The 12,029-nt window shown below is 42.9% G+C and carries 14 protein-coding genes and 3 pseudogenes; 3 read left to right on the top strand and 14 right to left on the bottom strand.

The window, feature by feature from the left end:
• Positions 1 to 361: 361 nt before the first annotated feature.
• The 9 genes and pseudogenes from B9T16_RS19950 to B9T16_RS19910 all read right to left on the bottom strand — a co-directional run bounded on the left by B9T16_RS19950 (position 362) and on the right by B9T16_RS19910 (position 6,772).
• Positions 362 to 982, bottom strand: coding sequence for a group II intron maturase-specific domain-containing protein (locus tag B9T16_RS19950; RefSeq protein ID WP_410245584.1), 621 nt, complete (start codon positions 980 to 982; stop codon positions 362 to 364).
• Between the two features lie 168 nt (positions 983 to 1,150).
• A pseudogene (locus B9T16_RS19945) lies at positions 1,151 to 1,744 on the bottom strand (reverse transcriptase/maturase family protein); the annotation flags it as partial.
• A pseudogene (locus B9T16_RS19940) lies at positions 1,704 to 1,926 on the bottom strand (HNH endonuclease). The pseudogenes B9T16_RS19940 and B9T16_RS19945, both read right to left, overlap by 41 nt.
• A gap of 21 nt (positions 1,927 to 1,947) precedes the next feature.
• Positions 1,948 to 2,172: a reverse transcriptase N-terminal domain-containing protein gene (locus B9T16_RS19935; protein WP_014274745.1), complete on the bottom strand. Its 225-nt coding sequence runs from the start codon at positions 2,170 to 2,172 to the stop codon at positions 1,948 to 1,950.
• 248 nt (positions 2,173 to 2,420) lie between these two features.
• Positions 2,421 to 2,735 (bottom strand): hypothetical protein, encoded by a 315-nt coding sequence (locus B9T16_RS19930; RefSeq protein ID WP_006616533.1) that lies wholly within the window; start codon positions 2,733 to 2,735, stop codon positions 2,421 to 2,423.
• A gap of 121 nt (positions 2,736 to 2,856) precedes the next feature.
• Positions 2,857 to 3,477, bottom strand: coding sequence for a hypothetical protein (locus tag B9T16_RS19925; protein ID WP_006616534.1), 621 nt, complete (start codon positions 3,475 to 3,477; stop codon positions 2,857 to 2,859).
• 45 nt (positions 3,478 to 3,522) lie between these two features.
• Positions 3,523 to 3,933, bottom strand: a complete 411-nt coding sequence (locus tag B9T16_RS19920) for a hypothetical protein (RefSeq protein ID WP_006616535.1) — start codon at positions 3,931 to 3,933, stop codon at positions 3,523 to 3,525.
• A 185-nt stretch (positions 3,934 to 4,118) separates the two neighbouring features.
• Entirely contained in the window at positions 4,119 to 5,138 is a 1,020-nt protein-coding gene (locus B9T16_RS19915; protein ID WP_410245583.1) for a hypothetical protein, read from the bottom strand.
• Positions 5,139 to 5,275: 137 nt separating this feature from the next.
• Positions 5,276 to 6,772, bottom strand: coding sequence for a pre-peptidase C-terminal domain-containing protein (locus tag B9T16_RS19910; RefSeq protein ID WP_035736249.1), 1,497 nt, complete (start codon positions 6,770 to 6,772; stop codon positions 5,276 to 5,278).
• 79 nt (positions 6,773 to 6,851) lie between these two features.
• Between B9T16_RS19910 and B9T16_RS19905 the strand changes: the two genes are divergently transcribed.
• Positions 6,852 to 7,046, top strand: a complete 195-nt coding sequence (locus B9T16_RS19905) for a hypothetical protein (protein WP_006616538.1) — start codon at positions 6,852 to 6,854, stop codon at positions 7,044 to 7,046.
• A gap of 36 nt (positions 7,047 to 7,082) precedes the next feature.
• Here B9T16_RS19905 and B9T16_RS19900 read toward each other — a convergent pair whose 3' ends face one another.
• Positions 7,083 to 7,271 (bottom strand): hypothetical protein, encoded by a 189-nt coding sequence (locus B9T16_RS19900; RefSeq protein WP_126277471.1) that lies wholly within the window; start codon positions 7,269 to 7,271, stop codon positions 7,083 to 7,085.
• Complete coding sequence (locus B9T16_RS19895) at positions 7,268 to 7,444, bottom strand: hypothetical protein (protein WP_410245582.1); 177 nt, start codon at positions 7,442 to 7,444, stop codon at positions 7,268 to 7,270. The genes B9T16_RS19900 and B9T16_RS19895 overlap by 4 nt, the downstream gene beginning before the upstream one ends.
• 288 nt (positions 7,445 to 7,732) lie before the next feature.
• Between B9T16_RS19895 and B9T16_RS19890 the strand changes: the two genes are divergently transcribed.
• Entirely contained in the window at positions 7,733 to 8,614 is an 882-nt protein-coding gene (locus tag B9T16_RS19890) for a ParB/RepB/Spo0J family partition protein (RefSeq protein WP_410245581.1), read from the top strand.
• Between the two features lie 196 nt (positions 8,615 to 8,810).
• Here the strand turns inward: B9T16_RS19890 and B9T16_RS19885 are convergent.
• The 3 genes and pseudogenes from B9T16_RS19885 to B9T16_RS19875 form a co-directional block, all read right to left on the bottom strand.
• Positions 8,811 to 9,506, bottom strand: a pseudogene (locus B9T16_RS19885) (ABC transporter permease); the annotation flags it as partial.
• 138 nt (positions 9,507 to 9,644) lie between these two features.
• Positions 9,645 to 11,102, bottom strand: a complete 1,458-nt coding sequence (locus tag B9T16_RS19880) for a recombinase (RefSeq protein ID WP_410245580.1) — start codon at positions 11,100 to 11,102, stop codon at positions 9,645 to 9,647.
• Between the two features lie 63 nt (positions 11,103 to 11,165).
• Positions 11,166 to 11,372: a hypothetical protein gene (locus B9T16_RS19875; RefSeq protein WP_200874962.1), complete on the bottom strand. Its 207-nt coding sequence runs from the start codon at positions 11,370 to 11,372 to the stop codon at positions 11,166 to 11,168.
• Between the two features lie 413 nt (positions 11,373 to 11,785).
• Between B9T16_RS19875 and B9T16_RS19870 the strand changes: the two genes are divergently transcribed.
• Positions 11,786 to 12,029: IS630 transposase-related protein (locus B9T16_RS19870; protein ID WP_410245579.1), on the top strand; the 244-nt coding region annotated here is incomplete at its 3' end.

Below are 12,029 nucleotides of genomic sequence, written 5' to 3'. Positions count from 1 at the left end.
ACGGCTTGCAAAAAAACATCTATCAACAATTTCGCGTACTGGAACCTGAAGGGCTGGGACGGTAAAATCAACCATCACATCTATATCGGAAAATCTGACCAGACTACCAACGAAAAGATTCAACAAGCTGCTATAGCTATGTTTTATCGGTGTAACCCTAAACAAGCGTAAACCCTAACAGCTAACAGCTAACAGCTACCCCAATAACTTAAATGGCCCCCTATGGTTTCTAACTGCAGGGGGTGTCTATGTATTTTTATTAGGGGTCGAGATAGACCTCACGGTCTACCCCTCCCATTCAGCAGCAGAACCGTACATGAGACTTTCACCTCATACGGCTCCTAGTTTGACCGTCTCCTTGTTAAGAGTACAGCATCATCTCTTCATCAAGAGCTGTTTTATCGTCGTGACAATGGCGGTGTAATAATTGAAGATTCTTGTAGTCATCGTTTCCGCCTTGGCTTCTAGGTACAATGTGGTCTATTTCAATTAAATCTGATGGGGTAAAGAATTCCCCACACCAGGTACATCTACCTTTTGGTTTTTTGAGTAGTTTTGCTACCCTAATTGGCGTGTCGATTGCTTGTCCTTTCCTGGTTGCCCAGTAAGTCCAATTTCCGTCGTATGGTGTTGCGTCAGGGCGTATTAGGGTATGTCTGACAATTGGAGTCCAGTTGTGTTTGAACAGATGTAACCCATCTTTGGTTTGGAACAGCCAATTTTCGTGTCTTTCTTTCCCATTGCTAAGTTTAATTGTTCTATGTCTGAAATAATTTCTTAGCTTTTCGTAACTTGACTTTCCGCATCTTGATACTGTCCATGCCCTTAACATTTGCCAAACTGTGTTGTCTAGCTTATTGAAGGTCTCTGTTGAGACTACCCCTGAATAATAGTTTGACCATCCCCTAATAATTGGGTTTAGTTTGTTAATCAGGGCTGACTGAGGTGCTGTTTTATGTTGTTTAATTACACCTTTTATCACTTCTGTGTGGGCAACTGCTTTTTGGCTGGGTTTTATGTGAATTTTGTGTCCTAATAGTTTCCCATGTGGAATTTTCCCAGTTCTATATTTTCCTACAGGATATTGCCTAATATTGAAACCTAAGAAATCAAATCCGGGTTCCTCTGCTTTGCCGTTATACTCAATAGATTTGAGTGTATGGCAGATTCGAGTTTTTTCAGGTTTAATCTCTAATCCAACAGGCTTTAGCCATTCAGAAATAGCAGTTTTGCACTGTTCAATGATTCCTAGGTCTTTGGAGATGACCACAAAATCATCGGCATATCTTATAAGGTTCACCTGGGTGGCTGTGCCTTTATTTGGATACATTCCTTTAACTAGCCTTTCCATTCCCAACAGTGCGATGTTGGCGAGTATTGGACTTATTACCCCTCCTTGAGTGTTCCTGCTTCTGTATCCTCAAATACACCTTTATCTAGCACTCCCGCTTGGAGCCATTGTTTCAGGTCTCTTTTTAGGCTGCTTGGACAATGAATTTTGGACAGTAGGTAATCATGGTTCACGGTAAGAGCATTTTGCTATATCGGCATCGAGAACATAATATTGTCCTTGATTTATGGCAGTGTAAATTCTGCTAATTGCGTCATGGGCTGACCGTCCGGGACGGAACCCGTAGCTTGTGCCTTCAAATCTCGATTCCCATTCAGGTTCGAGAGCCGACTTAACCAAGGCTTGCCTTGCTCTATCTTGAATTGTGGGTATTCCTATTCCAGCTTTTTTCATCCCTACCAGGTTTTGGAATCCAAACCCGACGCAGTGGTTTTGCTTTGAGATTTCCCTTAATGTTCTTAACAAGTTCAAACCTTTGTCTTGGAGAGATTACTCTTACTCCATCAACTCCGGCTGTCTTCTTGCCTTGACCCGCTTGGGGGGGCGGGTTTATTAAGCTGACTGTTGGGAAGCATGGCTGACCGTGGAACCCGCCCCTACAGCCGCACTGCTAAGAGYCGGGCATAATATGATTTCACCAATAGACGTTGCCACCTTCTAACCTTTGCATCCTGTCCCGATTTAGCTGCTTGAAATATCCTCTTTTGGAGTTGGAAAACTTTCCGTTGAACTTTCGCCCATGGGATAGCCTTCCATGGGTTTTTCGTAGTCTTGATTGGTTTGGTTTTGCCAAAGCCTTTCTTTAAACTCGCCTGCGCCATGTAAGCTCCTACTTGGCTCTATTCTTGGCAATCAAACCGTAACCTGTCAGCATATCCCTACCATTACAGTCGAGCGATCGCAGTCGTGGCCATCGCCAATCCTGCCAGACTGATGAAAGTAAAAAGCAACGAAGTTTTAAGCTGGATGTAAGGTTTCATGGTAATTCATCTTGATAAATTTTAATCTAGCCATGAGCCACAGGAAACGCGAGTTAGGTGGGATGAGTAGAAGCGATAACTCCAGAAGCCTAACGATAGCAAATCGTATTTTGGTTTCGGCGAATGGTAAAACAGACTCCACCATCGCTAAAAACTTTATAGTCGCTAAGTTCACCATCAATTTCAGCTAAACCAAATCGAGACCAAACGCGATCGCGGGGTTCTCGGTTAATCGTCAGCACTTCGATTCCTGTCAGCACCCCATCGCTCCACCTCAGTTGAGACCCCACCCGGCGACCCGACTCATCATCAATTTGGTTGAGTTCACAAGAATCACGCAAGCGATTCTCGCCACTGGTGAACGTGCAACGAACGGTTATCCAGTTGGGATTTGCTTCGGCCACAAGAGGGGTGAATCCCAAGGTTGTCAGACTACTTAGTAAAATGAACGATCGCATCAGCCTCACCTTGAAAAAGAGTAGTTAGTGGTCAGTCCCATCTAGTCGTCAATCTCAATATCTTCTATTAGTCAATTCTAAATGAAGACATAATGATGTCCATGACTTCTAAATCAATGGGATCGATCTCTTCACCATGGTTTCCAGCCCGAATAACAATTATATATTGTCCATTCGGGTGAATTAGCCGTGCAGCTTGATGGCGATAAGGATAAATTGTTTGTACTGTATAAATCACAGCATCTTGTCCAGCAATTGTTGTAAAACTAGATTCTAGTATTTCACGTCCCGTGATACCAGATTCCGATTCCTCCCGGAAAATATCCCGGACATTACGGATATGTCTAGGACGAGGTTCAATACTAACAATGACATCAGAAATTGGTCCTGCTCCAATCATCCGGTTACGAATTGCACAGTCAATAAATTCCACATCAGTTGGGTTCCGAACCGCAATAGATAACCGTTGATGGGACCGCGAATCACGCTGAAGTTCAGTCCTGTAGTTAGCAGGAATCTCAAATCGCAAACCATATTCCTCGTTCGTGATTTCACGACGAGCTTGGGATGGCTGTTCTTGGTTATCATTAGAACAGGGAGCCGACTGTTGAGCCTGAGCTGGAGTCACGAAGATGAGACTGAGGCTCATCAGCGACAGGATTGTGGGTAGTTTTAAATAATCTCTCATGGCAACTTACTCTGAATGAATAACACGAGTCATCATTGACAAATTTTAACGCCAACAGACTGAATTATTATTGACATTGACACATCGGAACATTGGACCTCCATTACTCATCCGCCGGAGAGTCCGCTGGCTAAGTGGAGCCAACGTAGCCGCATCTCGAAAACCCCATTCTCCACAGACTCCATCAACCCCCACTTCTGGACAAGGACGCTCTCCTCGTCCCTGTACACCAAAGTTAATCACGGTACTGACACCATCTTCCCATTCTAGTTGGGTGAAACCACCGCCAGTCCATGAATAGCCGAAATAGGTGCAGCTTTGACGTTTTTCAAGCTGTCCATTCCTAAAAAATAAGCACTCTCCGCTTGTTGGTTCTAACTTTCCCGCATTTGTGTAAATTGTCCCGAAAAGCAAAGATAAAATAGGTAATGGAAAAATCAATTGTCGTATTTTCATTAGATTAATTTTTGATGGAGAGCAGAATAACAACAAAATTAGATAACCGAATAACAACAAAATTAGATAATCGATGAGGATGAACAGTGCCTAAAACTACAGTCACTCTACTTCTCGCCTCCGTTATGAGAGATTCATATATCCCAAACTGCACACCCGTTCACTTTATCTTTCGAGAGCTTTATTCAATAGAATAAAAACTGACATCCAAAACTTGCAAACACAGACAATTCAGTGGTTTGATTTCCTTGAATCACTTTAAGAGTTGCATTATCAGTAACCCATCCATAACTTGTACCAGGATGCTGAATTTTCCAATCTGCTTGTAAAGTTGTAATAATGGAGCCATCAGAATTTTGAAAAGTCAAACTAGAGGGAGGCTTAGTTTGTCTTGATGACATCTCTGAACCTGTCGATTTCAATTGCAAAATTTGATTGTCAAGTCTCAAGTTAGCAGATAACTCACTACCTGATGCAGTTAAGAGATGCGTCAAATTATCATCAGCATATTTCCAAACGGCTAGACCACAAAACTCTAATGTCGGAACAATACCAATTCTGATCGGATTTTCTGTAACTGAAAACAAAATCTCAAAGTTATTCGTAATGCGAGATAATACTTCAGGTTCCCGATCATTAACTGAATTCACCCAGGAGGAAATAGTAATTGTTTGAGTTCTTTGAGGTGAGAAGAGAAAATAACTTCGGGTGAGACCATCGCGACTTTGGCTATGATAACGTAATGCAGGTTCTCCAGCAATACTAACTTGTTGAAAAATACCTTCTTGTCCACGACGTGATTGCCGTTCAAACACTTGCTGTAGTGAAGCACTCGGGTGCAAACTAGAGTTAGTTACCAAAATTTTGGCGGCGGAGTACCATAGGGTAGTACGAGGTTGGCACTGATGAAATTCATAGGCTTCTGGAGAAAGAATCAAAATGTTATCTCCCGATATGACAGCTCGATAGTTTGCTGGAATTTGAAATTTAAAGCGATGCCTATCCGAGCGAATTTCTCGGCTTTCAGGAGAGGGTGGCGATTCATTTCTTAAAGATTTGGCAAGAATTCTTAACCTCTCAGAACTACATGGAATTTCAGCTTTAACAATGGGTATGGGGACTGTGGAAAGCAAGAGAAGTTGAATAAGACCTAACTCAAACCATTTTTTTATTGAGAGAATGAAGTTTTTTTCAGGAGTAGACATAGCTCAAATTTTATCATTTGGTATGGAGAAATTTTGAACATTCAAGTTATTTTTTTAAAATTCTGTTGGATGAAACACAGTGAACAGAGGTTAGAGATACTGGTGTTGGGTTGAGGCGCCTCAACCCAACCTACAAGCTATTCAATAGAGATAGTTAAATTATAGTTAGTATTATTACCAGACCTAGGTACGACTCGAACATAATAAGTCCCTGCTTGTATAGCTCGTTGAATATCAGTATTATTCGTAGAAGAAGCTATTGACAATGCCAGAATATCACCGTCTCCTTGATTGATCTCTCCATTGTTATTAAAGTCTTTAATTAGTTGAACTTCTGCGGATTGTGTGACACCACCAAGATTTATCCTGACATCACTGTTAGAGTTAACTGTAAATTGATAGATATCACTACTATCAGTCACGCCTACAAATTCAGTGAAACTGAGTGTTTCCCTTGGTGATAAAGTCCCAAGATTTAAAGCATTTCTTAACGTATTACCAGGATTAGCTGGGGTGGTACTCGGTTGAGAGAGGAAGCCTAATTCTAAGTCATAGTTAGTATTATTACCAGACCTAGGTACGACTCGAACATAATAAGTCCCTGCTTGTATAGCTCGTTGAATATTAGTATTATTCGTAGAAGAAGCTATTGACAATGCCAGAATATCACCGTCTCCTTGATTGATCTCTCCATTGTTATTAAAGTCTCTAATTAGTCGAACTTCTGCGGATTGTGTGACACCACCAAGAACAACAGAGATGCGACCATTAGTCGGAAGTGTAAATCGATAATCATCGACAGGATCTTCCCTGCCTACAAAATCTCGAGTTGTAAAGCCATCTTCAGTTAATATTCCCAATTCACGAGCCTGTGCAAGGGTGGTACCCGGTGGGGGCGGGGGATCTCCAACGGGGAGTGGTGCAGGTGGCATTGGTATAGGAGGTAGAGGCGGTGTTTCTTGTCCAGCAGTGATAAAATCATTGCTGTTGATAGAAGAAGACATCACATCATTGAGAATTGCCACAACTTCACCATTGCGGACAATCTCCGTGTTAGCACCAGCACCTCGAACCTCTAAATCATTAAAGGTAAGACCTGTAGGAAGACGCATCTTATCAATACCGGATTTGAAATCAGTAATTACATCCCGGTCAGCTCCCGATGATTGTAGGATAAACTGGTTTGCGCCATTACCACCAGTTAAGGTGTCTAATCCCTTGTCACCAGAAATAATGCTGTTTCCAGGACCTCCGATAATCACATCATTACCCGCGCCACCATACAGGCTATCGTTTCCAGGTCCTCCAATTAGGGTGTCATTACCCAAATTGCCAAATAGGATATTGTTACCATTACCAGCTTCTAGCAAATCATTATCTTGACCCCCAAAGATGGTATCACTACCGTCACCGCCAATAATGGTGTCATTCCCTTGGTTGCCGTAGATAATCTTTGCATTATTGTCATTAACGAGATAATCGTCTCCTTCCAATAGTGCGATCGCATTCTGGAAAGGTGAAGCGCTGAAATGGGCGATTTGCCCTGGAGGAAGCTGAGACACGATGATATAATTATTCCCAGGTGTAGCGATACCCAAGTCTAGTCCGTTCTCAGTAATAATCTCAGAAAGCATAATACTAGGCTTTTAATTATTCAAAGTATATTTAGTATGGCAAATGAATTTTTATGCGTCAAGTTTATTGTGAACTATTGTGAACTATTGTGAACATAAAAGCAAACAACAGTTTCAACAGGAAGGTGCCGGTGACAAAGCGATCGCTCTCCACCCGAAAAGCGATCACCTAACTTCCCAAACTGCACAACTACCCGAAAAGCGATCGCCTTCCCAAACTGCACAACCACCCGAAAGGCGATCGCCTTCCCAAACTGCACAAGGTTTCACTTAACCACAAGGCGGCGGGGAAATTACCGGTTTCTTTACCTCACCCGAAAAGCGATCGCCTTCCCAAACTGCACAAGGTTTTACTTAACCACAAGGCGGCGGGATAGTCATATAATCCGTCCCAAACGATATGCGATCGCTCTCTCTCAGACACCCCACCCACTAAGCGGAGCATTCCCAAAACTGCCACCGGTGAAAAGGCGATCGCTCTCTTTCCCAAAAAAGTCACCGGTGAAAAGGCGATCGCACTTCTCCCCAAGAAAGGCGGCGGGAAATGCGATCGCACTCTCCAACAGAAAAGTCACCGGTGAAAAGGCGATCGCCTGATTTTCTCGGACTTCTTAAATTAAAACCGTGGCTTTGGGTTTTGCCACTGTCAAAGCCATATATATAGTGCCACAATTTCCCATTGTTATAGTGTAGGTCAAATCCGGGTATTTGTCAAGGTAAAATATCAGCCATGTAGGTTGGGTGAAAGGCAGCAGTTAGATATAGTGGCGTTGGGTTGAGGTAACGAAACCCAACCTACTCAACTTGGGGAAAGTGCGATCGCCTGTCTAGTCATTTTTCCTTGATGGGTGGGAAGGCGAGAGTGACTGGAAACTCGGGTGCTAAATTGCRTAAATTTMTCGMTYCGAKCCGATAACTATTTTAGGGAAACCCGAAAACCACTKCACTGCYAAAGGACCGATGAAAACTCTACCAAACTATCAAATCMGAACATTTGGCGATCGTCGTCAAATTCCCATCAAGCAAATCGTGATCTCGAAAGTGCAACCGAGAAAGTATTTTTCTGAGCAAAGCATCAATAAACTGGCTGCCAGTATTAAAAGCAGTGGCATCCTGCAGGATTTGATTGTGCGACCGATTGATAAGGGTAAGTACGAGTTAGTGGCGGGGGAGCGTCGCTATCGAGCGGCTCAAATTGTGGGACTTGAGACCGTACCGGCTCAAGTTAAGGAGATGAGCGATGCTGAGGCTTTGCAGTGCGCTTTGACCGAGAATATCCAGCGGGAGGATTTGAACCCGATTGAGGAAACTGAGGCGATTTTGCGTCTGTTGGCTATCAACTTAAATGACTCAGTGGAAAAGGTGCGATCGCTACTGCACCGAATGAAAAACGACGCTAAGAAAAAAGTAACTACCCATAGCGCTATGGGTACATCGGAAGCCGAAATTGTCAAATCCACATTTGACTCTCTGGGTCGAATGTCGTGGGATTCATTCGTGAGCAATCAATTACCACTGTTGAAACTGCCACCGGAAATTCTGAAAGCTCTGGGTGAGGGCGATATTGATTACACCAAAGCGAAGGAAATAGCCAAGTTAAAGTCCGAGGAGGAAAGGTTGGCGCTGCTGGAAAAGGCGATCGCTCAAAAATTGACCTTGAGACAGGTGCAGAAATTGGTGAGGGAAAGCAAAGTATCAGAACTGCCAGACCAATTGGAAACCGAGATATCCGACCTGGCGAAACAATTCCGACGTTCAAAGGCTAGGCTATCCCCTCAAAAACGTTCTGAAATTGAGGGACTGCTGAAACGGTTGAAGTTACTGCTTTATGAAGAAAGTTGAAAATTTTGAGGATTTCTTCTCCCATACAGTACAAAGGTGAAATTATTATATATCGAAGTCGGATGGCAACTTCTATTGGAAGCATCTCATAATCTGCGTGGATCCTTTTCCCAAGAGCAGATGGGAGTATAGTTTCATAGATTCAAAATGCTATACTCTCATTTGATGTGGCATTCACGCAATGACTGTGGAGAGATTAAAAAATATCTTTCTGCTTTTGTTTCCACAATGCCAATGTCAAATAAACAATCGCGTGCAATCCAAGTAAAAACCAGTTTAAACTCAAATTCGACCAGGTTGGATCGTAAACAGGTGTCACCTCAAAAGGTTGAGGAATAATGCTCCCGTCGGGAGCTTTCATCGGTTCCGGCACCATAGCATTGACATCGACTAAAGCCCCATAAGCCCCCACCGACCAACGACTTAACATCAACCAAGAAATAATTTTTCCTATTCCTTCCATTTTGAACAATACTCCCGAAAAAATAATTTGAGGAAGTAACAATAGAGGAAGGGCTGTATTAGCTTGAGTCTCATTATGAACAAAACAGGAAACTGCTAAACCCAAACAACCACTTGTAACTAAGGTTAGAAAGGTGGTTATACTGAGTCCAATAATCCAAGGCATTAATGTGGGTTCTGGAGATTTAAAACCCAGCAGCACAACCGCAGCCATTAACAATGTTTGTGCTAATCCTAAAAAGCATAAAACCATAATTTTGGATCCCAGGTAAGGAAACAAACCCAAGTTAACAAGACGTTCGCGGGCATAAATAGCTGCTTCTCGGATAATCGTTTGCAATGATCCTGACAACCCGACCCAAATAGCTGCACAGGTAAATACAAATAGAACCCGCAAAGCTAAAGGAGCCAGGGTCGGATCGGAAGCGTCTATATAGCCTACAACCCCTATTCTACCGTTACTTAGGTGTTACTCAAAACCATAACAGGATCCATCAATCTGTAGCCATAAAATAACCCCTAGGGGTTTAATCTAGGGGCGTTAATTTATGAAAGGTTGATGATTAGATTAATCTATCTGATAGATAACTCCAAGAAATAATTTAGCTTCAGAGCTATCAATATCAACCCCTAACGCTGTTAACCGTTCTATGGCTACGTTCAACGGTATAGGTAACTTAGAGCATCCATCGAGAACTTCTAAGGTAGCGTCAATCCCTTTTGTTTTATATTTACTCTCGTTGACGATTGTGCTATGACCCATAAGTCTCGCTCGCAACTCGATAGGTAGTCCATACTTTTCACCTAACAGGTTGTACAGCCTACGAAAAGCATATTTCTGGGTTACCGGGCATTTCATAGAGAAAATTATGTTGGTAAACTTTTTGTCAAAGCCTCCAATTATGCTTCTGGGTTGAACGCCTTTTTTATGGCTATATTCTGGTAACAACGGCTGTTTCAATTCCAGAAGTTTAAACATTTCAGGACTGGGAATTGGAGCAACAATCCTTCCCCCTGTTTTAATACTCACTTTCCTACCTTCTGCGTCAGTAAAGTAAACATAGTCACCTAGCACCAAGTAATTATCCTGATTATCAGGGTCTGATAGTGCTTTGATGATTACGCCATCTTCAGTTACAAATGGCTTAGTTAGATTAACGGCGGCGGCTATCTCGGTAGGTCTTAACCCGTACATTACTGCCATACCCGTCACCCATAACCAACTATGCCGGGATGATTGATGTTGAGGGTTTTTAACAGTATAGGCTTCTTGTTTGGCGCTATACCACCAATCCTTAAAGGCATCGATGCCTATCCGTTGTTTCTTTTTGAATTGTGTTTGTTTGGCGTTAATAGGTTCAAGCTGTTTGAGTAAATGGTCTTTGTTAGGTGATTTCTCAGCTATGGCTTTTAAGATGTAGTAACGTTCCCTGAAGGTTTTGGAGCCTACTAATTGTTCTCCATTCTGCAAGGGAATATATAGCATAGCCTTGAAACTCTCCCAGCTAGGATATTCATCCCAGTTAGGGAACAGCCTGAAATATATTCCTTTAGTAGTCTCGTAAGATGATAGGTCACTAACAATATCGCGAGAACGCGGTCTTCCTGTGTTGCGGTTGCAACCCGCAAAATACTCATCCTCTAGTTGTTGGAATATTTCCCGATAGGTTATCAGATTATCCTCAATCTGGTTCTTTCCTAAGATAGTCGCATCGTACCAATCCCAAAATTCACTAGCGCTAGTGATAGTCCCTAGGGCTTCTGATACCAACTTAGCTTTCCTAACGCCGTCTATCACCCCTTGAGGTGTACATTCAAGGTTAGCCGTTTTGGGTAGCCGTTTCCCGGTAGGTGGTTGCTTAAACTGCAATAGTAGGTTGTACCTAGCCCCGGTCTTTTGTAGTTTGAGTGTCACTCCTTTGGGACATTCCCCTTTAAAGTCTTGATAGGCTTTCAAGAATCTAGCGTAACTCTCATTATAGTTACCCTTTCCCCCTACTGTAGGGGTATCAGTAGCGTTACTCATTTTTTACTCACTTGTTATCCTGTTATGGTTTTGAGTAACACCTAAGTAACGGTAGAATAGGGGTTATAGGCTATGTAGACGCTCTGTATCCCCCCAATGATTGACAACTCCCTGAGTTATGGTCGAACAGGAAGTCACCTTCCCGAACTCCACTTCAAAACCGTGCTTGCGAGTTTCCCAGCACACGGCTTCTGATATGGACACCCTTTTTCGTAGGAACAGAGTTACTACCCCCTGCTTTCGTACTTCGACTTTTGGAGCTGTATACAACCACGTAGTCTTTAAACTCGCTCTCGTCATAATACTCTTAATCGTCGCAGTATCTATGTCCATACCGTGACTAGTGGGCATATCCTAAGCATTACGGTTAGGCATTGGCTTTCAGTCATATCCTACTCCCTCCAAGGGGTAGGGGTCGAAAGGGAAGTCACCCTCCCCAACTCCCATTCAAAACCGTACTTGAGACTTTCACCTCATACGGCTCCTGATGTGGACACCCCTTTGTCATGGGAACAGGGTTACGACCCCCTGCTTTGTAACTTCAACTTTCAGAGCTGTATACAACCACGTAGTCTTTAAACTCGCTCTCGTCATAATACTCCTACTAATCGCAGTATCTATAGCACCAGACAGGAAAGTTAGGACGTATAATGGAGAGGACGAGATGACTAAGAAGACCAAAAATGCCAGCCCCCTATAGTTACGACCTCAGACAAAAAGTTATTGATGCAATTGAACTAGACGGTATGCCCAAAACAGAAGCCAGTCAAGTTTTCCATGTCAGCCGGAACACCATTAATCTCTGGCTGCCAAGAAAAGCACAGACCGGAGACTTCCTCCCTAAACCTAATCACCCACCTGGCAATAACCACAAAATTACCGACTGGCATAAATTCAAAGCTTTTGCCCAAGAGCATGGCGATCAAA

The organism is Arthrospira sp. PCC 8006 (genome assembly GCF_046480465.1).
GTDB classification, from domain to species: Bacteria; Cyanobacteriota; Cyanobacteriia; order Cyanobacteriales; family Microcoleaceae; genus Limnospira; species Limnospira platensis.
Note: the sequence above shows the minus strand (reverse complement) of the source record. Positions and strands in the feature narration are given on the sequence as shown.